Genomic DNA, 25,326 nt, shown 5'->3' with positions numbered 1-25,326 from the left:
AAAAATCAGAACCCGAAGTAGCAATAGGGATTTTTCGCCACATAGAAATCCATATCCACGACTTTGCCCAGCCCGGAGAACGAAGCGAGTTCGGGAGCGGCGCCCTCCGCGATCTTCGCCTCCGAGATGTCGAGCAGCGCCAGCGTTCCCGATGTCGTGCCGAGAAGCATGCGGTCCAAGTAATTCGTCTTGGCATAGGCCGCGAACGACGACGGAACCGACACCACCCCCGGACGCAGGGCCGTGATCTGCGACGAAGCCGTATAGACCGGAGCCGAGGCCCCGCTCAGAATATCGTATGCGTAAAGCGTCTCATTGTTCGACCCTGCCGTATAGAAGATGTACTCGCTGCCGCCGATCAATACCTCGAACAGACTTTCGGGTCCGAAGCCCTGTGTTTCGGGGAAAGCCCGGAAACTATTCAGCACAAAGCTAACCGACGATTCGCTGTTCATCTTGTAATCGAACGACAGCAGGTAATATTTACCGTCCGTTTTCGAACGAAGCAGCAGGTAATTGGTCGAGGTGGTGGCAACGCCGACCGTAGCATAGGTGACGCGGGCTCCCATGGCCTGAACCGTATAGTCCCCCAGGTCGGCGACATCGGGGAACACGAGTCCCGACTCCGGATCGGTATCCCCGGGCTTCACGGACGCTGCGTCGGGCACTTTCAACGCGCGGAACACGCCGAACTTGCTGGAGGTGTTTCCCCGGACATTGAAACCGTAGACGCTCAGCAGGCGGTTGTTCAGCCGGTCGTAGAGCAGCGCATAGGGAATATGGCCGTAGGACTTGTTGGTGAAGTGGTCGAAACCGTTCATCAACGCGATCTCCATGCCGCCGTCGAAATAGACGGGCGTCGTGCCGTATTTGCCCGAATGGGCGACCGGATAATCGTTGTAGAAACTGAAATCGCGCTGGTAGACCTTGCCGTCCTCCGACAGGACGATCGAACCTCCGTCCCGCTGGAATCCATCGACCGGAACGAAGCCTTCGGGAGCCTGTCCGCCGACGAATTCGGTGTCGATGTCGATCGTCTTGGTCAGCGTGGCCTGATCGAGGCTGACGCTTCCGCTGCCTTGCAGGACCTCCCATTCATAGGCGACGTTCAGGCCGTCGTAAGCCACCAGCCGGACCTTCCGCGGGTCCGAACCGAGCTCCCCTTCGTTCACCTCGCCGTAAACGTCGCGGACCAGTTCGCCCGGCGTCGAGGCATCGACGAGATTGACGTAGCTCAGCAGCGATTTGCCGCCGTCGTCGGAGAGAATGAACCACCCCTCGGCGAACGAGGAGGTGACCGTCAGGGTGAAAATCGTACTGTAACGGATCTGACGGTCGGCATCGAGGACCGTAAAGCTGCCCGAATGCCGTCCGACCGACAGCGGGTCGATCGACAGGATGCGATCCGTGGAGACCGTCTCCCCGTCGATGTTCCATTCGTAACGCAGGCTGCCTTCCGACACCCGGTCGTGAACGATCCTGTAACCGGGCTCGATGACGATCTCCTCGTCGTAGCTCCAGCTCAGGCGGACCGACTTCATCGTATCCAGACGGTAGACGACTATGTCGTCGCCGGTCGTGGTGTAATCGTAATTTCCCTTGTCCTCGTAGCAACCGGTTGCCAGGGCCGCACCTGCGAACAGTGCGGCGAGATATATGCCAAATGACTTCATATTCGCATCGGATTAAGCGTTGATATTGATTCCGTCGAGCATCGGACGGCCGTCCTTTTCCAGCACCTCGTTGCCGTTGTCGCGCAGCTCGCGCAGGTAGTAGACGAACTGGCGGCAGAGGGCGGAAATCTCGCTGTTGTCCATGTCGGAGAGATCGCTCACGCCGGTGGCCTTGATGAACTCCTCGTATTTCTCGTCCGAATAATCGCCCAGGAAGGCGGCGGCGAAATCGTCGTTCCACCAGTCGGGCTGGGAGATGATGTTCGAAACGCGGATGATACGCAGACTGTTGGACGTGGGGCCGGGCCGGTAGGCGCCGCCCTCGACGATGCGGACGGCGATGTCCACCTCCTTCTCGTCCATGATGTCGGTCTTGCGGACCCGGACGTAGGTTTCGCCGGAGAACGATCCGGCCGGGATGACCGGATTGGGATCGAGATCGTAGGACCCGGCCGGAGCGGTGGTTTTCTCCGGGTCGATCTCCAATTTGTAACCGAGCGTTTCGTCGGGAGTGCGGCTCACGGTCTCCACCGCAAGGCGGATCGTGCGCTCGTCCTTCCCGGGCGTCGTCTTGAACGAGAAGCGCACGATCTCGTCGGACTTCTGGACGAAATAGACGTAACGGTCGCCTCCATAAGTCGGAAGCCCCTGTTCGGAGCATGCCCCGGCGCCGAGGGCCGCGACGGCAAGCAGATATATCAGTTTTTTCATGATCGCAATTATTTTAAGGTCGTTTCACTGTCGGGAATGGGGAATACGTATTTGTCCGCCATCTGGATCGTCTGCGTGGTGCTGACGAGCGTGGGACTGTTGATCCGCTTCAGGTAGAAGAAATACTGTCCTTCGCCGATGTTCTCCTTCCAGACTTCGAGTTCGAGTTTCGACATGAACGTGTCGAAATCGGAGGCCGAGACCGAACCCGTACGGACCCGTTTCTTGTAAACCAGCGTGCTCAGGTCGGAAACCGCATCAGCGACCGTACCCTCGGCTGTTCCGCGGGCCTTGCATTCGGCCATGATCAGAATGACCTCCGACATGCGGATGACCGGAACGAGCGCCCCCTGCGTATCGCCGGAATCGTAGTCGGAACCGGTGGTACCGGTATATTTCACGTACTTGCACGACGTGTAGACATCCTCCTGCTCCTCGGCGTCGGGCTGGTTGACGCAGTATTTATAACGCACGTCGTACTTCTGCTCGGTGGCCGTGAAGCGCTTCATGGGATTGCGCAGCGCCAGAATGAAATTGTTCTGGTTCGAGAGCATCACATCGTTGTAATTCTTCGTCAGGTACTGGTCGTAGGCGGCAAAGATGATGTCGTCGTACAGTTTCACGGCACCCTGAACCTTGCTGGCCGTCGAATAATCGGTCAGCGGGAACCACGATGAACAAGCGTCGTAGACCTCGGTGGCCGCGGCCAAAGCCTTCTCGTAATCGCAGGCGTACATGTAGACGCGGGCCAGCAACGCCTTGACGGCCCAGTAGTGGAGCCGCGTGCCGCGGAAGCCGAAGAACAGACCGCGCGAATCGTTCGACACGAAACGCATGGAGGCCGTCTTGAGTGCATCCAGATTCAAGTCGTTGACGGCCAGCAGCGGAAGCGCCGCCTCGAAATCGGCGATGATCTTTTCGAGCACCTCCTCGGTCGTATAGCGCGACGGAACCTTGTCGGGATAGGTCGTCGAATAGGGAATCGCCTTGGCCGTGAGATCCACGACGGGGGCCGCAGCGAAGAGCCGCAGCAGCTCGAAGTGCAGCAGGGCGCGGGCTGCCAGCGCTTCGCCGTAGATCATCTCCCGCTCGCCGCTCTCAGCATAGGGGAAGAGGTCCGGATCGGCCTTCTCGACATGGCTGATCAGCGCGTTGCAGTTGGCGATCGTATTATAGGCGGTCTGCCAGATGGATTCCAGAAAGTCGAGCACCTCCTTGTTCTCGTAGTCCATCTTCTCGGTATAGGCGTAGATCTGCGAAGCATCCATCGAACCGAAATCGTAATACTGCGAAAGGGCGCTCACGAATCCCCAGGAGAGTTCGCGTCCGTAGAGCGACGGGGAGGCCATCTGCTGATAGATGCCGTTCAGGGCCGAACGGTAGCCCGAATAGTCGCTGAAAAGGTTCTCCTCGGTGGTCATTCCCTGGGGCATGACGTCGAGCCACTCGCCGCAGGATGCGGACGAAAGCAGGAGCGTGCACGAAACGAATATTTTTGCGAATGTTTTCATACAGGGACGAATTTAGAAAGTGAGATTGAGCGTAAAGTTAACCGTGCGGGAGTAGGGATAGTCCAGACCGCGTTCCTGAAGCACGGAGCTGAAATAACCCAGGTCCTCCATATTGGCCGTCAGGCGCAGCATGCCGAGCCCCCAGCGCTTCACGAGTTTGGCGGGGAAATCGTAGCTGATCGAGAGCGAATTGAATTGCAGCGTGTTGTAGTCCTGAATGAAGCGCGACGTGGGACGGGTGACCAGCGAACGGTCCTTGATGTCTTTCAGCGGAGCGACATCGCCGGGTTTCTTCCAGCGGTCCGTGGACACGCGCTTATCGACGTTGTAGCGTTCAAGGTTCGCATTCTCGACCTGGCTGACCAGCGTCGAGTTGTAGCGCTGTCCGCCGAATTCGTAAAGGAACGAGGCGAAAAGCGAGATATTCTTCCAGCGGGCGTTCAGACCGAAGGAACCCTGCGCCCACGGCTCCCGGTTGCCGATCTCGACCTGGTCGGCGGCATTCCAGTCGTAGGTGATCGTACCGTCGGGACGCTGGTAGACCTCGCGGCCGTTGGCCGGGTTGATGCCGAGCGACTTCATGCCGTAAATGGCGTAGATCGAACCACCCTCGACGTACTGCGTGTAGGTCTGGGCGTACTTGGTCTGCGAGGAGTTGTCGTCGTAGTCGTCGTACTGCTTCTGTACCAGCTCGTTGTAGGCTTTCAGCGCATCGTTGATCTTGACGATCTTGTTCTTGTTGTGCGCCATCTTCCCGAAGGCGGTCAGTTCCAGATTCTTCGAACGGTAGAAATTGTAACGCAGGTCCAGTTCGAAGCCCCGGTTGCTCACCTCGCCCAGATTGTCCTTATAGCTGGTGAATCCCGACGACGAGGGAATCGTCACGTCGGTGATCTGGTCGATGGTCTTTTTGTCGTAGTAGCTGGCCTTGAAGGTCAGGCGGTCCTTGAAGAAGCCGAGTTCGATGCCGACATCCGCCACGCGGGTTTTCTCCCAGCCCAGATCGGGGTTGCCCATATAATAGAGGACGTGTCCGGCGCCCGTCGAATACCAGTCCGATGTCGAGGAGGTCGTATAGGTCGAACGGGCCGAATAGGCGGCGTACCCCACCTTGCCGACCGTACCGATCGTTCCGCGGAGTTTCAGGCGGCTGAGGGTCTTGTTGCCCTTCAGGAACTTGTAGTTGTGGAAGTTGATACCGGCGCCCACGGCCCAGAAAGGAGCCACGCGGTTGTCGGAACCGAACTCCGAGGAGCCGTCCAGACGCACCGAGAGGTCCAGCAGGTAGATGTCGTCGTAGGTGTAGTTGCCCGAGAGGAACATGCCGACCAGACGGGTCTTGTTCTTCGATTCGGTGGGTTTGCCCTCGACCTGCGCGGCGTCGTTCGGCGAGTTGAGCGCCCCGGTCGAGAAACCGATATACTTGATGTTATCGACCGTATAGCTGGTCTCGACGGCGTTTCCGCCCAGCGAGAAGTTCAGGAAATGCTTGTTGAAATTCCGGTTGTACATGAAGAGCAGGTTGGCGTCGTAGGAGAACGTGTCCGAACCGTTCACGGTCAGCGAACCCAGCTCCTGAGGCGTTGCGAAGGCGCTGTTCGAGGCCGACAGCGGATCGACGAAGACCCGCGACTCGTAGGAGCGCTGGCTCAGGGTGATCCAAGCCTTGGCGGTGAAGTGCGGCGTGGCGTAGAAGTTGATTGCGAAGTTGTCCTGCAACGTCCGGTAGTTGCTGCGGCTGAAATTGTTCAGGTATTCACGCTCGTAGAGCGGGTTGAGCGCCGAATAGCCGAAACGCAGGTTCTGGAGGTAGTTGCCCGTGGTCTCGTCGATCGGCACGTTGTAGGGTAGCATGTGGGAGAACTGCGAGAAGGAATAGGGCGAGTCGGTCGAACGGTTGGCGTCGTAGGAGGCGCGGTTCATCAGCTGGAATTTGCCGATGCGGTAGTCGAGGAAAAGCCCCGCGCCGTAGGTGTCGCGCTTCGAATCGCGCATGACGCCCTTGTTGCCGGCGTATTTCAGCTCGATCCCCCAGCGAACGTCGTTCTCACCGCCGTCGATATAGATGCTGTGCTGGTGGTTCACCGCGGTCCGGAGGTTCTTCGAAAGCCAGTAGGTGTCCACGCCGCGGTTCACCTCGTTGAGTTTCTTGTAATAGGTCTCGTTCTTATTGTAGGTGTTCTCGTTGAAATCGGTGGCGTCGAAAGAATAGAGCCCCGCATCGAGTTCGGCCTGCAATTTCTCGCGGGCGTTCATCAGGTTGTAGGCCGAGAGGTCGGGCATCTCGACGCTTCCGGTCAGGTTGTAGGAGACGCGCAGTTTGCCGGCCTCCGGGGCGCGCGACTCGATGACCACCACGCCGTTGGCGGCGCGCGATCCGTAAAGCACCGTCGCGGCGGCGTCTTTCAGCAGCGTGATCGAGTGTACGCGCATGGGGTCCATGTCGTAGATCTTCTCCACGTCCACCTCGAAGCCGTCGAGGATGAAGATCGGCAGGTTGGAGTTGTTCGTGAGGTTCTGACGCGAAATGTCGGCCGAGGTGTTCAGCTCGGTGGTGATGCTGTTCTGACCGCGGATGTAGAACTCAGGCAGCGCGTTGGGGTTCGAACCCATCGAGATGTTCTCGGCCAGCCGGAACGAGGGGTCGAACACCTGGATGGCGTCGATCATCCGCTTGGGCGAAACCTCGACGATCTCCTTCTGGGTGATCCGCGTGGTGTTGCCCGTGAAGCTCTCCTTGCGGACCTGCGCATAACCCGTAACGACCACGTCGTCGATGCTCTCCACCTTGTCGAGCAGCTGCACGTCCAGTTCCGTCTGGTTGTTGTAGGCTATCTCGCGGCTCTCCATGCCGAGGAAACTCACCGTCACGACCGTCCCGGGACGGTTCGGGAAGCGAAGCGAATAATAGCCGTCGGGATCGGTCGTCGTGCCGACGGTCGTACCCTTGATATGGACCATCGCCCCGGGAATCGGGGCCTTCGTGGCGCGGTTCGTCACCCGCCCGGTCAGCGTAACCCGCTGGGGGGGGGCCGGAGCGGCCGTTCCCTGCGCGTCGGACTTCGACGCCTTGTCCGCTTCGCGGACGCGGATGATGATCGTATCCTCGCTGATGGAGAAATCCAGCCCGGTGCCGTGGAGCGCCTCGCGCAGGATCTCCTCGACGGGAGCGTTCTGCCGGTGCAGCGTAATCCCCTTGACGGATTTGATCGAATTGCTATTGTAGAGCAGCAGATAACCCGTTTCCCGTTTGATGTGTCGAAGCACATCGTCGAGCGTCGCTCCGGTCAGAGCGATCGACATCCGTTTCTTCGGCTGAGCCGGCCCGTCCGCCCTCACGGACTGGACCGCAAAGACCGCGACCGCCAGCAAAAGCAGTACGACGGCACTCCGGCCCCCTCGGAGAAGAGGCGCAAATAAGTCAAGTTTCTTCATACGCAAATTATTTTAACTGAAACAAAGGGTTTCCTGCTTCACGGGGACAGTCCCCGACGCATCACAGCGTCATTCCGATTTCCGCACCACCCGGATCACGCCGCCGTCCTCCGTGAAAACCACGTCGTTGGTCAGATTCATCAGGTCGGCAATCGTATTGAGCGTCGCATGGCGTTTGATCATACCCGTATAGAGCACGTCGTCCAACGTCGGCGAAGAGGTGTCGATCTCCACCCCGTACCATCGCTCCAACTTCCGGCAGATCGACCGCAGCGGCTCATCGTAAAAGACCAGCAATCCCCGCCGCCACATCGTACAGGCTTCGACATCGGCTTTCCGGACGGTCAGCCCGCCGCCGGACTTGTCGAACCCGGCCTGAAGCCCCGGCGACAGCAGGGTCTCCTCCCCCTCGGCAGCCACCCGCAGCGATCCCGTGACCAGCGTCGTCTCGACAGAGGGTTCATCGTCGTAGGCCATGACATTGAACGAAGTTCCCAAAACGGTCAATTCGACTCCCGAGACCGACACGACGAAGGGATGCCGGCTGTCGGGAGCCACTTCGAAAAAGACCTCGCCGGTGACCGCGACGCAGCGCCGGGAGCCGAAATGCAGGGGATAGGTGATGCTCGACCCGGCGTTGAGCCAGGCGCGCGTACCGTCGCCGAGCGTCAGCGAGTATTCGCCGCCCAGCGGCACGCGGATCGTATTGTAAGCCTCCTCGGCCTGTTTTCCGGATTTTTCGGATGCGGTGTAGGCGATCTCGTCGCCGTTGATCTCGATCCGGACGTTCCGTTCGCTGAGTTCCGTGCGGACCGAATCGGCCAGAAGAACCTGCTCCCCCGACGAGAGTTCGAGCACGGCGCGGCGCACCCCCGGTTCGACGGTCGTTAGCAGCCGGTTGCGATTAGGGTCCAGACGCTCCCCGGCCTGATAAAGCAGGGCGCCGCTGACCAGCATGCTGGCCAGCACGGCGGCCGCAGCACCGATCCGCAGCGAACGCAACAGCCGGCTGCGCCGCATATAACGTCGGTCCTCCTCGCAGACCCTGCGCCACACCTTTTCCTTGTCGTAACGGTACATCCGCGACAATTCGCCGCCGAGGTCCGAATGGCCCTCGATCAGGTCGAGAATCTGACGGTTCTCCTCGGACTCGTCGCCCCAGGCTTCGAGCTGCCTCGATTCCTGCGGCGTGATCGTTCCCGAAATATAGGAATGCAGCAATTTGTCGATCTGATCGTTGTCCATAAAGCCCGGCCTTTATAATAAAGACGGGAGCACCGGAAAAACTCCTTACAGTTTTTCGCAAAAAAATGAAAAAACAGCCCGAAAAAACAGGGATTCAAAAGAAAAAGAGGGCCATCATCTTACGCAACGACTTGATGGAACGATACATGTGCGTCTTGATGGTAGCGAGCGAAACACCCAGTTCGGAAGCGGCGTCCGCATAGGAATAGTTATTCAGGCATATCAGCTTGACCACCCGGCGGGACTGTTCCGGCAGGCGCTCGATCGCCTGATAGAGACGGTGCAGCCGGTTGGCCCGTTCGACATCGTCGCGGCTGAGGTCGAAATTGACCTCGTCGGCGATGAGTTCGCTGCCGTTCAGCTCCTCCCAGCGGCGCAGCGTATGCGTGCCGGCATAGTCCAGCGCCGCATTCCGCACGCAGCGGTAGAGGTATTTCACAGGGGAGTCGATCTTCGAAAAATCCACCCGCGCCAGCCGCACGAAGACCTCCTGCACGATATCTTCCGCCACGGATTTCGAATGCACGATCTCCTCCGCCACATACGCGGCGCTCCGGAAATGCGCATTGAAGAGTTTTTCTAAGGAATGGGAGATCATACGGCAGTAACGCTTGGGGACAAATATATGAATAAATGTAAAAAAATGTATCCCAAAAAGGCATTTTTTCAAGCCGCCGAGGCGCAAGGACCGGCCGGACGTCCGCACAAAACAATATCCGTCAACGATTTACGCGACTACCCTCCGCGCATTTTTTTTATTATAAACTGTAAGCCGAATCCGCCTTTCTGCCGAAATACGGCCCGCTCCGGCGCGCGAAAACAAGCGGAGCGGACTCCCGGACTACGATTCGCAACCCGAACGCTCCGGATACGCCGGCCGTCAGTCCTTGTTTTTATCTCAAATTAGAGGTACTTTTGCCCCCGAAAATTACGTAATTATGGAAAAGATCAAGAATGTCGTTTTCGATCTCGGGGGTGTGCTCGTGGGGCTGGATTTCGACCGCTGCACGGCGGCGTTCCGCAGCCTCGGCATGGACGCCGTGGCGGAGCTCATCAACCCCTGCTACCCCGCCGAGATGATCGGACGCCTCGAACACGGCGACATCACGTTCCACGAAGCCTGCGACGAAATGCGCCGCCTCTCGGGCACTCCGAAAGTCACCGATGACGAGATAGCACGGGCCTACGGCGCCTTCCTCACGGAGATTCCCGTGGAGAAGCTCCGCCAGATCGACCGTCTGCGCCGACGGGGATTCCGGACCTACGTGCTCTCGAACAACAACCCGGCGTCGATGGAGTACATCCGGCGGATGTTCACGGCCGACGGCAAGAGCATGGACGCCTATTTCGACGCCGTGTACCTCTCCTGCGAACTCCGCGAACTAAAACCCTCGGAGGCGATCTTCCGCAAGATGATCGCCGCGAGCGGCATGCGTCCCGAAGAGACGCTCTTCATCGACGACGGACAGAAGAACGTCGATGCGGCCCGCGAACTGGGATTCTCGGTCTACATGCCTGCCCACGGCGAGGATTTCGGCCACATTCTCGAAAACCTGAACTGCCATGAAGAAGATCTATAAGACACTCCTGATCATCCTCGCCGTCCTGATCGTCCTGGTGCTGGGCATCGCCATCGCCGCGTCGCCCGTAGCGAAAAACTACATCGAAAAGCACGACCGCGAACTGCTGGGCCGCTCGATACGCATGGAACGCCTGCGCATGAACATCTTCACGGGACGCCTGCGCGTCGAGGGACTGAAAATCGGCGGAAGCGGCGACTCGACGACCTTCTTCGCGCTCGACAGTTTCGACATGCGCATGCGCATCCTGCCGCTGCTGTCGAACCGCGTCACGGTGAAGCACATCACCTTCGCGGGCCTCGACGTGAAAGTCTACCAGCGGGGCAGCGCGTTCAGTTTCGACGACATCCTCGAGCACTTCGCACCGGACTCCACGGCCGCAGCCGAACCGGCGGAACCCTCCGAACCGTGGGAGATAGGCATCTACAACATCGCCGTCCGCAACGGGCATCTCTTCTACAAGGATCTGGAACTCGACGCCGTGTGGGGGCTCAACGACATCAACCTGCAAATCCCGGGCGTCTATTTCGGAGGCGAAAAGACCGACGTGGGCGCCGTGCTGAACTTCGCCGAAGGCGGTTCGCTGGCCACGAGCGTCGCCTACGACATCGACACCTCGGAGTTCGACATCGGGCTGAAACTCGACGCCCTGACGCTCGGGAGCATGCTCCCCTACTTCCGCCAATGGCTCGACATCGGGGATGTCGGAGGGCGCCTCTGGGCCGACATCCGGCTGCGGGGCAACACCGAACACCTGCTGGCCCTGCGCACCGAAGGCACGGCCTCGCTGGCGGATTTCGTCCTGACGGACCCGCAGCGGCAGCCCGTGGCCGGGCTCGACACGCTGGGTGTGAAACTCGCCGAAGGCGACCTGGGGCGGATGCGGTTCCGGTTCGAACGGTTCTACGCCGGAGGATTCTCCCTGAACGCCGAGCTGACGCCCGAGGGCGACAACATCTCGGCGCTGATGAAGCCGGCGCCCGAAACCCCGGAACAACCCGCCGAAACGGCTGCGGAAGCCACTTCGGGAACGGCTCCGGTGTTGCAGATCGCCGATCTGGAAATCGCCGGGGGCCGGATCTCGTTCCGCGACCTGACGATGGAAAAACCCTTCGAATACGTCGTGAGCGATATTCGGATGCGCAGCCGCGATTTCGACCCCTCGAAGCGCAACAGCCTGCAAGTCGATGCGCGGATGCAGCGCACCGGATCGGCGAAACTCCGCTGGGAGGGAACGCTCGACGACCTGAACAACCAAAGCATCACGCTCTGGCTTTCGAACCTCAATCTGCGGGACTTCTCGCCCTACTGCGAGCACTTCACGGCCTACCCCGTCACGGACGGCAACCTCACGTTCCGCAGCCAGAACGTCATCCGCAACCGCTATCTCGACGGCACGAACCACCTCGATGCGTTCGAACCCAAGGTGGACAAGAAGCGCAAGGAGCTGAAACCCGAAATGAATATCCCGCTCAAACTGGGGCTCTACGTGCTGCGGGACAAGAAGGGGCACGTGAAGATGGACCTTCCGGTGGGCGGCAACCTCGATTCGCCGGAGTTCTCCTACCGCAAGATCGTGCTGAAAGCCATCGGCAACGTACTGCTCAAAGTGGTGACGGCGCCGTTCTCGTTCCTCTCGGGCGGCGGCAAGGACCTCGAATACATCGCCCTCGATCCGGCGCAGTACGCCTTCACGTCGGAACAGTATGCGTCGTTCGACCAGATCGCGCAGATGCTCAAGGAGAAACCCGAAATGCAGATCGCGCTGACCCAGCGCATCAACCTCGACCGCGCCCTGCCGGCGCAGAGCGTCAACCTCCTGCGCCTGGCCTATCATAACAGCCTCGCGGCGGCCGACTCGACCGGACGGCGCCCCCGGCTCTCGATGCTCGAATACGAAAAACTCCAGCAGATCGACATCCGCACCCCGGCCGTCGGGGCGTTCGCCGATTCGCTGCTCGCCCTGCGCGGCATCTCCCCGCAGGGCATGTCGCCCAACGCCAAGGCCCTCGCCCTCTACCGCGAAGACGCCCTCGGCCTGCTGCGGCGGATGATGGCGATGCGCGACAAGGCCCTCGGAGAGTACATGCTCTCCACGCACGGCGTGCAGGCCCCGGCATTCCGGCTCCAGCCGATGGATTCGACAGCCCTGACGGCCTATGCGGGCCGCGACCGCTACACCCTTGCGCTGGGGCTCGACGGCGAGACCGTCGAAATCGGCGGCGATACGGCGGACGGGGATACCCCGGCGGATGCAGACGAGCCGGCCGGGACGGAAACCCCGGCGGCGACTGCGGCCGACAGCACGGCGGTCCCGGAACCCGAACGGCAGGAATCCGCCGAAGTCCGTTGAACGAAGATCGCGTGACTATTCCGAATCCAAAACGAACGTTCGCCGTCTGCAAATGCAGGCGGCGAACGTTTCATAAGCGGCGGTCCGCCGCATCACGCATCCTTCAAGGCATGGTCGCCCGGCAAAGGCTCGCCGCTCCACGCCTTGAGGTTGGTCCACGGAACGGGAGCCCCGCTCCAAAACGGATCGGAAGCCGGAAGTCCCAGCGGCAGGAAAAACGTCAGGCAATGGTACAGGCTCCCCGTATTGACGTAACGTTCGGCCATACCGCCCTGCCGTCCGCCGACGAAGCCCACGCGCAGCCATCCCTCGCTGTCGAAATTGTCCGGACATTCGAGCTGCCGCCGCAGAACGGCTGTCATGGCGCACCGCACCTGGGGAGGAGAAACCTCGTCCGGAAGCGAGTGCAACAGGGCCGACTGCCCGAGCGCATGGAACACGCCGAAACGGCAGGCCGTGATCGAACGTCCCAGCACCGGATAACTCCCGTCGGGAGCCACCATGCGTTCCAGAATGGCCGCATAACGGGTATGGCGGCGGCGTTCGGTCGCCAGCGTACAGCAGTCGGCCAGCCCGTGCCGCTCCATGACCGTCAGCACGTCCAACAGCATCGGATGGATGACGTAGCTGTTGTAATAGTCCATGTGGAAGAACTTTCCGTCGCCGTACATCCCGTCCCCCTTGTAAAAGTCGTTCAGAAAACGGTCCGTACCGTAGCGCATGCGCGCCGTGTCGCACGACCCGGTGAGTTCGAGAAGCGCAGCTTCGACCATCGACGCGAAGAGCAGCCAGTTGGTCTCTCCGGGACGGATCGTGCGCGTCCGCTTCAGGGCGTCGGTCAGATTCGCCCGCGCCGCGGCATCGAGTTCGGTCCACAACTGCCTCTTCGCACGGAGCACGCCCTCGGCCAGGTAGGCCGCATCGACCAAAGGCTGGCGCCCGCGGTCGAAAGTCAGGTAACCGGCATCCGAAGGATCGACGGCCCGGGAGAGCGCACGACGGGCCAAAAGACGGTATTCCGCCTGCCGGGGATCGGACTCCCCGTCCAGTTCGAGCCACGGTGCGATGCCGCAAAGCGTGCGCCCGAGCGCCTCCAGACAGGCGAAATCCCGGCGTTTTCCGAGCGAATCCGGCGACTCGTAGGGCATCGCCTCCTTCAAGGTCCCCGCCGCCGCATGGCGCAGGACGGGATCGGCGATACGGATCATCGAAGAGAGCCACGAGGCCCGGTCGGCGGCTCCGGAGGTTTCCCGGGAGGATGAACATCCGGCCGCGAAGAGGATGCAGATCAGCATCAGAAATCGAAATCGTTTCATGGAATCAGTCTTTCAGGTATTTCAGGAATTTCGAACCGTAACGTTTTTCGCACATCCCGACGATGCGGGACTGGATCAGACAGAGCGTCAGGGCTATCGCATAAATGAGCAGGAACCGGAATCCCCACCAGACATCGGTCATCGAAGTCTTGATCAGCCGGGCGAAGGGAATGTGCCACAGATAGAGCCAGATGGTGTTCCGCCCGATGAACAGCGCCGGACGGCACGCGAGCAGAGGGCTCCAGTATTTCCGCAGGCTCCACAGCAGCAGGCTCACGGTCGTTCCCCACAGCAGGAAATAGACCCGCGGGGGATATTTGTAGGGCTGCATCCGCAACCACGTTCCCGTCGAATCCGCCATGACCGCCGCCGCGCAGACCATCGCCGCCAGGAAGATCCCGCAGAACCACAGGCTCCGGCGCCGGTCGGCATACCGCATGCGGACGCCCGCCAGGAACGGAATGGAATAACCCACGGCGTAGAGCAGCCAGTCATCGACCAGAAATCCGAGATGCAACGGTTTGAGCCACCCCGTCAGCAGAGCCTGCAAGCCGAACAAGGCCGCCAGCAGAGCGATGAATCCCCGGTCGTCGCGCACGGCCCGCTCCAAACGCAGCAGCGGCGGAGTCAGCAGCATGACGATCAGAAAGACGCGGAAAATCCAGACATAGTTGATGCTCGGCTTCAACCGCAGCAGATACGTGCCCACGACTTTGCGCGCGGCGAACCACTCCACGACTCCGCATTCGGAGAGCAGCCACATGACCAGAAAATAAACGGTCAGAAAGAGGTAAAGCGGGATCAGCAGCCGCCCGAGCCGTTTGCGGACGAACGACGCATAGCCGACGACCTGCCGCCCGGAGTAAGAGAGCCCCGAAACGAAGATCATCAGGGGCACGTCGAACGAACGCAGCTGAAACAGAGCCGCGGGAGGCCCGATATGGGCCAGAAAAATCATCGAGATCCCGATGAACCGCAGCAGATCGACTGCCGGATCGCGCAGGACGGCCGAAGGAGACGGCAACGGAGTGCAGCCTTTCATCGCATCATTCGTTCTCATCGCTCTTCGCTTTTTCGATCCGCATGCGGAATTTGGGATTCTCGGGCTCCTCGTGCGACGAGAAGACATACGACCACATGCGCTCCACGATCTCAGGATGTTCGGCAGCCACGTCGTGTGTCTCGCGCGGGTCGTCGGCCAGGTTGAAAAGCTCCATCTGCCCGTTGCCGGCCTTGACCCGGCGGAGCAAGCCTTTCCAATCGCCCCAACGTACAGCCACCCATCCGTTGCTTCCGGGAAACTCCCAATAAAGGTACTCGTGCTGCCGCAACGTATCCCCGCGGCCGTCGAGAAGCGGCCGGAACGAAATGCCGTCGGTCCGAGGCGTGCGGACGCCGGCAAGATCGCAAAGCGTAGGCATAACGTCGGGAAAATAACCGATCCGGTCGCAGACGCCCGGATGCAGTCTGTCGCCCCAAGCCACGATGAAGGGGATGCGGATGCCCCCTTCGCGGAGCGACGACTTACCCCACCCCTTGCCGCAACGGAAAGGCCGTGCGCTGTCGAACCACTCGCTCGATGAACAGGAATTCGAGGCCGGACCGTTGTCGCTGGTGATAACGATAAGCGTGTTGTCGAGGATGCCCAACCGGTCGAGCTCCGCCACCAGCCCCCCGATCTGACGGTCGAAATAAGTGATCATTGCCGCATAAGTAGCGTGGGGCCAACGGGAGGGATAATATCCCCGGCCCTCGATCGGACTCTCGTCGCCGAACTTATCGACGTAATAACGCACGTCGGCGTCGGGAGCCTGCATCGGGCTGTGCGGAAGCGGCGTGGTCCACATCAGGAAGAAGGGACGATCCCGGTTCTCACGCACGAACGACAACACCCGGTCGTACATCAGATCGGGGCTGTACTCCGTCTGCGTGTACTTGTCGTAACTGTGAGGGTCGAACGGGTCGGCGCCCTCGTCGAGCGGAGTTCCCGGAGCCACGAGCCGGTTGCTGAGATAGAACCGCCGGTCGTTCTGCCAAAGGAACGGCGGGTAATAGGTGTATGCCTGCCGCTGGCAAATACATCCGAAGTAGGTGTCGAAACCCATCTTACCCGGTGTGCTTTCGGTCGCAGGACCCCCGACGCCCCACTTGCCGATCATACCCGTGGAATAACCGGCATCCCGCAACACTGTGCCCAATGTCGGAGTTCCGGCCTGCATCGGAGCCTGGCCCTCGAGCGTCGAATCGCGCAACATGGCCTCGTGGCTCCAAACGTCACCGCGCCACTCCATCTCGTCGTTGGCGCGGATGTCGGCGTGGCCGCTGTGACGCCCCGTCAACAACCCGCAACGGGCCGGAGAGGAGAGAGGAGCCGAAGTGTACATCTGTGTGAAACGGATGCCGTGTGCGCTCAATGAATCGATATTCGGAGTCTCGATCTTCTGCTGTCCGTAACAACCGAAGTCGCCGTAACCGGCGTCGTCCATCAAGATAAAGACTATGTTCGGGCGCGGAGGCGCATCGTCGGAACATCCGAAAAGACCGAACGACGACAGCATAAGGGGCAACAGCCCATGACGGGAGATTTTCATACCGGAACGATCAGTTTATGAGGTGAAACAATATAAAAATCGGATCTTCCGGCTCTGCTCCGTAACGGTCGTAAAGCCGCCGGAACTCTTTGTTTCCGGCATAGGCATCCGCACGCAGCAACTGGCGGGCAATGTCGTCCAAAGCCAGCCGGCGTTCGTTGATCTGCTTGTAGGGGAACGAGTCGGGATCTTTCAGAAACGGAACGAGAAACCGCAGCGCACGCTCCACGGCCCGCCCCTCCGCTTCATAGAGGTCCTCTCCCAGAGCGCGGGCCATCGCACAGGCATCGAGCATATGCACGATGTTGTAAATCGAATAGCTCATCGCCTTGGTCCGCTTCAACTCCTGCGGCATCCGTCCGTCGGGCTCGATCTGAACGGCCAGCCGCCGTTCGGGGAACTGCGCCAACGTCCGGCGCGCCAGTTCCGTCCGTCCGGAAAACATCGCATAGCGGATCAGCTGGACATCGTAAGCCACGCCGAGGTTGTTCCGGCCCTCCGCGATCTTCAAGGCATTGGGAGCCGTGAGCATCCAATCGACCAGCCGCGAAAACCAGCTGCGCAGACGCTCCATCTCGCCGTCCGAAAGCACCTCCTTGTCCCGAAGCACGATAACGGCATCGAGCACGTCGATCATGCGGTACATGTCGATAATACCCGACGGACGCCCTTTTCCGCCGTTCTTGCCGGGAATCATCTGCGAATAGTCCAGTCCGGGGTTCATCGAAGTCGCCTCGTCCAGAAACCAGGTCCGTATCATCTCTCCGGCCTTGGCGCCATAGCGGAGATCATCCATCAGATAAAACCCGACCGTCAGGGCGCAGACATTGTCAGCAAGCTCCGTAATGCGGTTCCGGTCGTAAAGATCGACATCGGGATTGGTCTCTCCGTCCCGGCGCACGTAGGGAAAACCGTCGGCGGAACCGGGATCGGGCCAATAGTAGCGGGACAGCGACATATAGTCGTGCCTGTCCCCGCTCGCGGGAACGGCGCGTTTCATCATCACATGGGGGTTGGGAACGGGGAGCAGCGAATCGCACCGCCGGCGGAGGTCCGAAAGGGCCCGACGGCAAAGGCGGTTTCCGGGAAGCGTCTCCCGGACCCGCTCCAGCCGGTCCATGTTCCACACGACCGGCCGTTCGGCGCCCGCAGCCGAGACTGCGCAAAAGAACGCCGACAACACAAATATCAATAATCGCAATAGTTTCATACCGAATTCATATCAATCGTTCGAACATCGGAAGCAGGCAGCGACCGGATAGTGGTCCGAAATATAGGGCACGCCGTAATCGCCCCGAAGCGTTCGGAATTCGCGGGCCGTGCAGTTGTCGCCGGAGAAGAAGACATGGTCCAGTCTGCCGGTCGAAGCGCCGTAACCGTTCCAGCTCGGATAATCGTCCGAAACGGCGGCGTTCGCCCGCGCGTCCCGCATGTAGACGTGCAGCGGAGCGAAGCAGGCATCCGTCACGTTGGAATTGAAATCGGCCGTGAGGAACGAAACCCGGCGTTTGGAATTGATCGTCTTCATCCGTGAAACGAGCAGTTTGATCGACTCCTCGCGGGCGACCTTGCCGTCGTTGTCGAGGTGCGTATTGAAAAAATAGCAGGTCTGTCCCGACTTCTTATGGCGGAACCCGGCCCAGGTGCAGGTTCTTCTGTACGAGGCGTCCCACCCTTTCGACACCTGGTCGGGAGTCTCCGACAGCCAGAACGTTCCCTTGTCCAGCAATTCGAGCTCCGCCGTTCTCCAGAAAACGGCCATAGTCTCCTCCGCAGCATAGGAATCCGTCGCAGGAGGGACCTTTCCCGTATCCCGTCCCAGTCCGTACCAGGCATAGTCGGGGCAATGCTCCGACAGATAGGTGATCTGATGCGGCTGCGCCTCCTGAAGTCCCAGCAGCATCGGCCGCTCACGCTCGATCATCGTCACGACCGCGTCCCTGCGGTTTCGCCACACGTTGGTTCCGTCGGCCGCATTATCGACCCGGATATTGAATGAAATCACGCTTATGTCCGTATATTCCTTCGGCTGCGGTTTCGGCTGCGACTCTTCTTCGCCGGCGCCGTTCCCGGCGTCGGAGGACGAACAGGCCGGGAACGACAGCAGCATTCCGAAGAAAAGAACGAATCGGTTCTTACAAATCATAATTCAATCGTCATAAACATTTCGCATGTCCCGGAAATCCCTCCGGGAAAAAGGGCTAATAACTGAACTCCGCCCAGATAGGCCAATGGTCCGAAACAAAAACATTCCCGTCCTTCTTGCGGACCACCCGGTAATCGAAGATCCGGATTCTGTTGTTGCTCTTCGAATAGAGGATATGGTCGATATAACTGGTCGTCAGGGCATCCTGATAATTGTTGAACGTATTGACGGAACGGTCCGGCCAGTCGCCCATCAAGGCAGCCTCGTTGAAAGTCTCGTACATGGTCTTGCACAGATTCGACGTGCGCCCTTCGTTGAAGTCGCCCGTGACGAAAGCATAGAGATTGTCGGTGTTATGGCGCGACATCTGCTCGACGATCACTTTCCACTCCAGCTCGGGCACGGGCGAAGCCGCGGTGTCGAGGTGCGTGTTGACGAAGAAGATCCGGCGCTGGCTCTCGTTGAGCCTGAAAATCGCCCACGTAGCACCGCGTGTATAGGAGGCTCCGAGCGCAGGCGTCGTGCAGGGCATGTCCGGAGTTTCGGACAGCGAAAATACGCCCCAGTCTTCGAGAGTCACCTCCCCGGGACGGTACAGAATGCCCACGACCTGCGTATTGCCCTGACGGTCCGTGATACTTTCGAGGTTCTCCCACACGCCGATCGGCAAACCGATCGCTTCGTAGCCATAATCGGCGAGCTGCTCCTTCAGATAGAGCCATTGCCCCTTGTAGTACGCCTCCTGAATGCCGACGATCGTCGGCTGTTCGTCGCGGATGACCTCTACGGCCAACGATTTGCGCGTCTCCCACTCGGTCGGAAGGCCCTGGCTCGGATTCGGGTCAACCGAATTGACGCGAATGTTGAAAGACATCACCTTGAAATTCTGCGCAGGCCGATCGTTATCCTCGACAGGCCCCAAACCCGGCACCAAATCGGGAAATTCGCCCTCCGCGTCATCGGAGCAGCCACACAGTCCGGTCATCGCCGTGACCAGCAACAGCAAACCGTTCATCAAAAAAAATCGTTTCATAATCTCCCGTTATTTATAGTGTTCCGGATTTTCATCCTGCCATTCGTTCACTCCGTCGCGTATGCGGTTGCGGAAAGTCAGCGTATCCTGCACATAGGTCGTCGTGCCGTCGCCGTTGGCGAACCGGTAGTTCAGAAACAGCTTGCGGTTCTGAAGCAGCCTGGCCCCGTTGAAACGGCTGCCCTCGTCGAACGGCTCGATCTGCAAAACGCCGTCAGCGTCGCTGACGGTGATCTCCCCGCCGTCGAAATCCAGCCGCAGCGACCCTTCGTAATCGCCCATGCGCGAAGTCGTCACGGACAGCGGAGCCGCCGTCGTCAGTTCGCACACGCGGTTGACGGAATTCGCAGTGGTCATCGTCGTGGGATACACCCGCCTTTCGAGCGTCTCGCCCGTCGCATCGTCCTTGACGGTCGTGACACCGCCGTACCACCAGTTGCCGAACATCATGTTCTCATAGCGCACGGCGACGATCGAAAAGCACTTCTTCCGCAGCACGACATCGGCATCGGCCTCCTCCAAACGGAAGGCAAGGGCGTAATAAGGCATAACGGAAGCGTGGGGATCGGCCAGAAACGCGAGCGAATCGGCCTGCACGGTGATCGTCCCCGAATAACGCCCGGCGCGGATGGTCATCGTCTCCGGATCGCTCAGCGAATAGCACGTTTCGGGCAGCGGCGTGAGTTCCGCAATGCCGCTCGCCGTGATCGCCGAAGCCACATAAGCCTGGCTCATTCCGGCCGACGAAGGATCGGACATCTTGGAAAAGGCGGTATAGGACTCGACATCGGGATCGTCCTCGAAGACCGACAGGTCGTCGGTCAGCAGCTCCGGGGCCAGCGAAAAACGCACCCGGCGATCGCGCCGGTTGTCGATCACGCCTCCCAGCACGGCGCCGACATCGAAATTCATCCCTTCGCCCACGACGAACGTGCGCAGATCGTACTGATAGGCGATGTAAATGCTCGTATGATCGTGATCCTTCACATAATCATCGTAGCAGCTTCCGGAAAGGAAAGCGACGGCAAATATTGCCAATGCAAGTAATCTTTTCATAAATCGAAATGTTATTAGTTCCAAGCGTCCCAACCCTCGTTCTGCACCAGTCCCGGCGAACAGCGCATCTCCCGGCTGGGAATCGGCAGCCAGAGCGAGGAGAATCTCCGGTTCTCGACCTGCTCCGAGGCATAGACCGGCCGTTCGCCTTCGTCCGATTCGGACACGACGGCCCGCGATACGGGACGGTTCAATTCATCGACTCCGGAAGCCCAGCGGCGCATGTCGAAGAAACGCTCCCCCTCGAAGCAGAGCTCGATGCGCCGCTCGTTGCGGATCAGCTCCGCAAAGGCATCCTTTCCGGCGGCGGCGCAGGCGTCGAGATAGGGATCGGCAACGGCCCCCAGCCCCGGCTTTCCGTCGCAGGTCGTACGGCTGCGCAGATAGGCGATCGCATCCCGGGCCGAAAAGCCCCACCGGTCGTCCAGCGGCCCTCCGACCTGATTGGCCGCCTCGGCGAAAGCCAGGCACATGGATGTCCAGCGAATGAAGAAGATCGAACGCGGCATCGTCAGCACGGGAACGTCGGCGCGGTTCCACCCCAGGTAGATGAATTTGCGGACGTAATAGTTCGTCGGCGAATTATAGGGTGCATCGGCCACGTCCCGCCCCGTGTCCGAGACATCGAACGTATACATCACCTCGGAGTTGGTCGGGCGCACCACCTCGGCCCCGTGGTAGAAGACCGTCGCATAGAAGCGCGGATCGCGCCCCGCATAGGGATCGTTCTCGTCGTAACCGCTCGCAGGATCGTCGATCGGATAGCCGTTGGCCATCGGGAAGGCATCGACCAACTCCTGCGTAATGCCGATCGCGCCCGAGCCCTGGAATCCGTTGGGGTAAAACAGATTCTCGATATCGGACCCCGTGTAATCGAAGGATGAAAAGACGATTTCGGGGCTGTTGGGATCGGACCATTGGAAACGCGCCCGGGGATCGAACCCGCCCATTTGGGCGCCGTCCACCTCCAACTTGAACTTCATCACCTCGGCGGCATATTCCGCCGCTTTCTCCCAGCGCGAAACATCGCCCTGGGGATTGAACGCCGGACTGGCCCAGGTGAGATAGGCCATCGCCTTCATGGCTACGGTCGTGATGCCGTCGAAACGGTGCCACGCGCGCGCACCCTGAATCGAAGCGTCCTCTGCGAGGTGGTTGCGGTTGGCCAGCGGCAGATAGCCGTACGCGGCGTCGCAGTCGTCCACGATCTGTTTCAGACACTTTTCGTACGTGTCGCGTTCGAGAAGCGGCCCCTGTACGCCGAGCACCGGTTCGGTAACGATCGGGAAGCCCAGATAGCGCCCGTCGGAAGCCTTGCCGCCGAACTTTTTCAGCAGATCCAGCTCGAACCAGGCCCGCAGGGCATAGGCTTCGCCCTGAAGATTGCGCCGCAGAACGTCGTCGGCCTCCCGGTCGGTCAGAAAACGGGTGTTGAAACCGAGATCGTTGTACAGGAACCGGTTGGCGTAATAAATGCCCTCGTAGTCGCGGCCCCACCAGGCTGCGAACGGGTCGTCGGCCTGCGTCAGCGAGCCGGTCGCCAGGCGGCGCATGACCTGCGTCCGCTCGCGGGCGACGGCATTGTCCGTCGCGCATTCGAGGTAGGCGTATTCATTGCCCGCATAGGTGGTCGGCAGCAGCGAATATCCCTTGTCGATGAATCCCCGGATGACGGACGGGTAATTTTCGTAGTTTCCGTCGGTGTAGTGCCCGTTCGGAAGCGGATCGAGAATATCCGAACAGGAGACGGCCGCCGAACAGATAAAAGCCAAAAATAGTCGTTTCATAGTCGTCGTCAGTTAAAAGGTGAGATTGATACCCGCAGTGAAGGTCCGGAACAGAGGGTACGTGGAAACGCCCGAATCGACCGATTCCGGATCGACATCCTTGATCCGGGAGATCGTCAGCAGATTGGCGCCCCGCAGGAAAATCCGGAGCCCCTTGATGCCTGTCTTGCTGCCGGCGGGAATCGGAGCGTCGAATCCCAGCTCGACGTTTTGGATCTTGAAGAATCCGCCGTCGCGCAGCCAGTAGGCCGACTGCTGAAAATTATTGTTGACCTTATTGTAGGCAATTCGCGGATAATCGCCGCCGAAGTTCTTCTTGACGAACTTCGAGTAGTTGTTGTCGCCCCAGCCGTTCCAGAACCAGGCGTTGGTGAAGGGAACCTGATAGCCGGCACGGCCCGTGCCCACGACCGTCAGATCGAACCATTTGTAGCTGAGGTGCAGATTGACCGCATAAATGAATCTGGGATCGGTATGCCCGATGACACACTGGTCGTTGGAGTCGATGCGTCCGTCGTTGTTCAGGTCGGCGTATTTCAAATCCCCCGGCTGCAATTTCTCGTCGAAGGTCTGTTCGGGCGACGAGGCGATCTCCTCGGCCGATGCGAACTTGCCCAGATAGACATAACCGCGGTAAGCGTCGAGCGCCGTGCCCTTCACGGCCTGGTAGGCATACGTATAGGATTCATCGTAGCGCAGGTATTTCGACTTGCGGAAAGCGAAGCTGGCGCCGACCGAATAGCCGAAATCGCCCGTGCGGCCGCCGAACCGGAACGCCGCTTCGACGCCCTGTTGCAGGCTGGCGTTGTGGTTCTCGTACACCGCGACATTGCGCAGGCCCCAATAAAGCGGCAGGTTGCCCGTCATCGAGGTGATGATGCCGTCGCGCTTCGAGCGGAAATAGGTCGCCGAAACGTACAACCGCCGGCTGAACAGCTGGGCATCGAAGCCGACGCTCAGCTCCCGGCGTTTCTCCCACGTGAGGTCGGGATTGCCCAGGCGTTGCAGCGTGGTTTTGTTCGACACGTAGTTTCCGGTTCCGAGCCACGGCGAACTGCTTCCCAGGCTCGAAGGTCCGAAGGTCGGACCGCTCTGTTTCTGGTAATACCACTCGTAGAGATACTGGGCGCCGAAATCCTCATAGCCCAGCACACCGATCTGGCCGCGGATTTTCAGGAAATCGACCCAATCCGCCTCCTGCATGAACGCCTCTTCGGAGACGACCCATCCCAGACCCGCCGAGGGAAAAACGTCGTAGCGATGCCCCTTGCGGAAACGCGACGATCCGGCGTAATCGACCACGCCCTCGACCAGATAGCGGCCGCCGTAGGAATAGGAGACCGTTCCGATCGCATTCTGCTGGCGGTCGAGACTGCTCTGCCCCGTGCGGGCCACCGAAGAAAGATAGTAGGCCGCCGTGACGCCCAGCCGATGTCCGTTGCGGGCGAAATCGTAGCTCAGACGCTCGTAAAAATTGAGGCTCTGGTAGGTATACTTGTCCATCAGCGATTTGCCGGACTCCTTGGCTCCCTTGTGGGCCGAAATGGCTCCGACGCCCATCTGACGGTCCCACAAATAACCGTAATAATCGGGATTCTGCCCGATGCGTGTCATCTGGTAGAGATTCAGCCCCAGGAACGTCGTCGATTTCAGCCCCTTGGCGAACGACGAACAATCGTAATCGACCGTGGCGGTGACCAGTCCGGTGCGCCCCTTGGTGGTGTAGGAGCCGTTTTCCGAAAGCGCCGCAACGGGATTGTTGCTCCATTGGTTGCCGACGCCGTAAATCGCCCGGTTCTTCTCCATCTCGACCGATTCGTCGAGCGCCTCAGGCGTCACGTGGACGGGAAAGGCGATCGCCGGGATCGTGGTCAGATCCGCAAGCACGGCGGTCATCTCGTCGCCGTTCGACGTTCCGTAGCCGTATTTCGGGGAGCGCCGGAAAGTCATGCCGCCGAAAAAGCTCACACGGGCCCTCAGCCGCCGCGTGATCGACGCGTCGATGTTGGTATGCACATTGAGCCGGTTATAGTCGGACACGGCGCCCAGCCGATAGATGTCGCCCTCGCCCGCATAGCCGAAATGCGCGTTGTAGCGCACGGCGCTGCCGCCGCCCGAAAGTCCGATACCGGCGCGCGTGTAAGGCTTGGTGTCTTTGAGCATCGCCGCACGGAAATCGGCATTGGGATATTCGGCGTGGTCGGGATCGCGCATCCGGTAACCCTCCAGCGCCGCATTGCCGTACAGCGGCGTCATCCCGTCGTTATAACGCGCATAGTTGTTCATCTTGGCATAGTCCACGCCGTCCACCCACTCGGGGAAACGGTCAACGACGCTCACGCCCCGCTCGAACCCGATCCGCACCGACAACGGCCCGCGTCCGCCGCGCCGGGTGCGGATGTAAAGCACGCCGTCGGCAGCCGTGGGGCCGAACTGCGCCTTGTCGGCGATGTCGGTCAGCAGCGTCACCGACTCGATCTGCTCGGGATCGAGTTGCAGCTGAGTGATGTAGACCGGCATATCGTCAACGATATACCGGATGGCGTTGCCGCGTGCGAGCAGGTTCACCGCCGCATTGTCCGATGCGGCGGAAATTCCCGTCGCACCGCTCTTCTCCACGACCTCAAGCCCCGGAATGACTCCGGTGAGCAGGTTGCGGAAGTCGAGACTCGGATACTTATCGAATTCCTCGCGGCCGAACGAACGCGTGCTGCCCGTGCGGGCCGAAAGAGCCACCTCCCGGTTCAGAGGCAGATAAACGAGACTGTCCCCGCCGGCAGCCGTATACGCCGCCGCTGCGGGAGTCTTGCCGAAACCCGCGGCCGACGATGTCGGAGATGCGCACAGGACGGCCGGTATCAGAATACTGTACAAACATGTTTTCATGAT

Annotated in this window: 17 protein-coding genes; 2 read left to right on the top strand and 15 right to left on the bottom strand. The window is 60.0% G+C overall.

Annotation, left to right across the window (positions count from 1 at the left end):
- Positions 1-5: 5 nt before the first annotated feature.
- The 6 genes from NQ519_RS13995 to NQ519_RS13970 all read right to left on the bottom strand — a co-directional run bounded on the left by NQ519_RS13995 (position 6) and on the right by NQ519_RS13970 (position 9,173).
- Positions 6-1,673 carry a PKD-like family lipoprotein gene (locus NQ519_RS13995; protein ID WP_019150539.1) on the bottom strand — a complete coding sequence of 556 codons (1,668 nt, stop codon included), beginning with the start codon at positions 1,671-1,673 and terminating at the stop codon, positions 6-8.
- Positions 1,674-1,685: 12 nt separating this feature from the next.
- A complete protein-coding gene (locus NQ519_RS13990) occupies positions 1,686-2,384 on the bottom strand; it encodes a DUF4843 domain-containing protein (protein ID WP_019150540.1) in 699 nt (232 codons plus the stop codon).
- A gap of 8 nt (positions 2,385-2,392) precedes the next feature.
- The gene (locus NQ519_RS13985) at positions 2,393-3,895 is read right to left on the bottom strand and encodes a RagB/SusD family nutrient uptake outer membrane protein (protein WP_019150541.1); all 1,503 of its coding nucleotides are present in this window, start codon (positions 3,893-3,895) and stop codon (positions 2,393-2,395) included.
- A gap of 12 nt (positions 3,896-3,907) precedes the next feature.
- A complete protein-coding gene (locus tag NQ519_RS13980) occupies positions 3,908-7,330 on the bottom strand; it encodes a SusC/RagA family TonB-linked outer membrane protein (RefSeq protein WP_227901089.1) in 3,423 nt (1,140 codons plus the stop codon).
- 69 nt (positions 7,331-7,399) lie between these two features.
- Positions 7,400-8,575 carry a FecR family protein gene (locus NQ519_RS13975; protein ID WP_019150544.1) on the bottom strand — a complete coding sequence of 392 codons (1,176 nt, stop codon included), beginning with the start codon at positions 8,573-8,575 and terminating at the stop codon, positions 7,400-7,402.
- A 94-nt stretch (positions 8,576-8,669) separates the two neighbouring features.
- Complete coding sequence (locus NQ519_RS13970) at positions 8,670-9,173, bottom strand: sigma-70 family RNA polymerase sigma factor (protein ID WP_019150545.1); 504 nt, start codon at positions 9,171-9,173, stop codon at positions 8,670-8,672.
- A gap of 340 nt (positions 9,174-9,513) precedes the next feature.
- Between NQ519_RS13970 and NQ519_RS13965 the strand changes: the two genes are divergently transcribed.
- Positions 9,514-10,155, top strand: a complete 642-nt coding sequence (locus tag NQ519_RS13965; protein ID WP_019150546.1) for an HAD family hydrolase — start codon at positions 9,514-9,516, stop codon at positions 10,153-10,155.
- Positions 10,139-12,508, top strand: coding sequence for a DUF748 domain-containing protein (locus tag NQ519_RS13960; RefSeq protein ID WP_019150547.1), 2,370 nt, complete (start codon positions 10,139-10,141; stop codon positions 12,506-12,508). The genes NQ519_RS13965 and NQ519_RS13960 overlap by 17 nt, the downstream gene beginning before the upstream one ends.
- 92 nt (positions 12,509-12,600) lie before the next feature.
- Here NQ519_RS13960 and NQ519_RS13955 read toward each other — a convergent pair whose 3' ends face one another.
- The 9 genes from NQ519_RS13955 to NQ519_RS13915 are packed head-to-tail and all read right to left on the bottom strand — an operon-like array spanning position 12,601 to position 25,323.
- Complete coding sequence (locus NQ519_RS13955) at positions 12,601-13,824, bottom strand: DUF2264 domain-containing protein (protein ID WP_026076474.1); 1,224 nt, start codon at positions 13,822-13,824, stop codon at positions 12,601-12,603.
- Between the two features lie 4 nt (positions 13,825-13,828).
- Complete coding sequence (locus tag NQ519_RS13950) at positions 13,829-14,884, bottom strand: acyltransferase family protein (RefSeq protein WP_044118620.1); 1,056 nt, start codon at positions 14,882-14,884, stop codon at positions 13,829-13,831.
- Entirely contained in the window at positions 14,871-16,415 is a 1,545-nt protein-coding gene (locus NQ519_RS13945) for an arylsulfatase (protein WP_052308425.1), read from the bottom strand. The genes NQ519_RS13950 and NQ519_RS13945 overlap by 14 nt, the downstream gene beginning before the upstream one ends.
- A gap of 10 nt (positions 16,416-16,425) precedes the next feature.
- Positions 16,426-17,598, bottom strand: a complete 1,173-nt coding sequence (locus NQ519_RS13940; RefSeq protein ID WP_257005753.1) for an alginate lyase family protein — start codon at positions 17,596-17,598, stop codon at positions 16,426-16,428.
- 39 nt (positions 17,599-17,637) lie between these two features.
- A complete protein-coding gene (locus NQ519_RS13935; RefSeq protein ID WP_026076475.1) occupies positions 17,638-18,561 on the bottom strand; it encodes an endonuclease/exonuclease/phosphatase family protein in 924 nt (307 codons plus the stop codon).
- Between the two features lie 55 nt (positions 18,562-18,616).
- Positions 18,617-19,594: an endonuclease/exonuclease/phosphatase family protein gene (locus tag NQ519_RS13930; RefSeq protein ID WP_083870994.1), complete on the bottom strand. Its 978-nt coding sequence runs from the start codon at positions 19,592-19,594 to the stop codon at positions 18,617-18,619.
- Between the two features lie 9 nt (positions 19,595-19,603).
- Positions 19,604-20,650, bottom strand: a complete 1,047-nt coding sequence (locus tag NQ519_RS13925; RefSeq protein ID WP_026076476.1) for a DUF1735 domain-containing protein — start codon at positions 20,648-20,650, stop codon at positions 19,604-19,606.
- 14 nt (positions 20,651-20,664) lie between these two features.
- Complete coding sequence (locus NQ519_RS13920; protein ID WP_026076477.1) at positions 20,665-22,437, bottom strand: RagB/SusD family nutrient uptake outer membrane protein; 1,773 nt, start codon at positions 22,435-22,437, stop codon at positions 20,665-20,667.
- A gap of 12 nt (positions 22,438-22,449) precedes the next feature.
- Positions 22,450-25,323 carry a SusC/RagA family TonB-linked outer membrane protein gene (locus NQ519_RS13915; protein ID WP_147513169.1) on the bottom strand — a complete coding sequence of 958 codons (2,874 nt, stop codon included), beginning with the start codon at positions 25,321-25,323 and terminating at the stop codon, positions 22,450-22,452.
- Positions 25,324-25,326: the final 3 nt, after the last annotated feature.

The organism is Alistipes senegalensis JC50 (assembly GCF_025145645.1).
GTDB classification, from domain to species: domain Bacteria; phylum Bacteroidota; class Bacteroidia; order Bacteroidales; family Rikenellaceae; genus Alistipes; species Alistipes senegalensis.
This window is presented reverse-complemented; position numbering and strand designations above follow the sequence as displayed.

Coding starts and splice junctions, on each gene's coding strand:
- NQ519_RS13965 (WP_019150546.1), top strand. CDS start 9,514: ATGGAAAAGATCAAGAATGTCGTTTTCGATCTCGGGGGTGTGCTCGTG.
- NQ519_RS13980 (WP_227901089.1), bottom strand. CDS start 7,330: ATGAAGAAACTTGACTTATTTGCGCCTCTTCTCCGAGGGGGCCGGAGT.
- NQ519_RS13960 (WP_019150547.1), top strand. CDS start 10,139: ATGAAGAAGATCTATAAGACACTCCTGATCATCCTCGCCGTCCTGATC.
- NQ519_RS13935 (WP_026076475.1), bottom strand. CDS start 18,561: ATGATTTGTAAGAACCGATTCGTTCTTTTCTTCGGAATGCTGCTGTCG.
- NQ519_RS13950 (WP_044118620.1), bottom strand. CDS start 14,884: ATGAGAACGAATGATGCGATGAAAGGCTGCACTCCGTTGCCGTCTCCT.
- NQ519_RS13955 (WP_026076474.1), bottom strand. CDS start 13,824: ATGAAACGATTTCGATTTCTGATGCTGATCTGCATCCTCTTCGCGGCC.
- NQ519_RS13975 (WP_019150544.1), bottom strand. CDS start 8,575: ATGGACAACGATCAGATCGACAAATTGCTGCATTCCTATATTTCGGGA.
- NQ519_RS13970 (WP_019150545.1), bottom strand. CDS start 9,173: ATGATCTCCCATTCCTTAGAAAAACTCTTCAATGCGCATTTCCGGAGC.
- NQ519_RS13990 (WP_019150540.1), bottom strand. CDS start 2,384: ATGAAAAAACTGATATATCTGCTTGCCGTCGCGGCCCTCGGCGCCGGG.
- NQ519_RS13920 (WP_026076477.1), bottom strand. CDS start 22,437: ATGAAACGACTATTTTTGGCTTTTATCTGTTCGGCGGCCGTCTCCTGT.
- NQ519_RS13945 (WP_052308425.1), bottom strand. CDS start 16,415: ATGAAAATCTCCCGTCATGGGCTGTTGCCCCTTATGCTGTCGTCGTTC.
- NQ519_RS13930 (WP_083870994.1), bottom strand. CDS start 19,594: ATGAAACGATTTTTTTTGATGAACGGTTTGCTGTTGCTGGTCACGGCG.
- NQ519_RS13915 (WP_147513169.1), bottom strand. CDS start 25,323: ATGAAAACATGTTTGTACAGTATTCTGATACCGGCCGTCCTGTGCGCA.
- NQ519_RS13995 (WP_019150539.1), bottom strand. CDS start 1,673: ATGAAGTCATTTGGCATATATCTCGCCGCACTGTTCGCAGGTGCGGCC.
- NQ519_RS13985 (WP_019150541.1), bottom strand. CDS start 3,895: ATGAAAACATTCGCAAAAATATTCGTTTCGTGCACGCTCCTGCTTTCG.
- NQ519_RS13925 (WP_026076476.1), bottom strand. CDS start 20,650: ATGAAAAGATTACTTGCATTGGCAATATTTGCCGTCGCTTTCCTTTCC.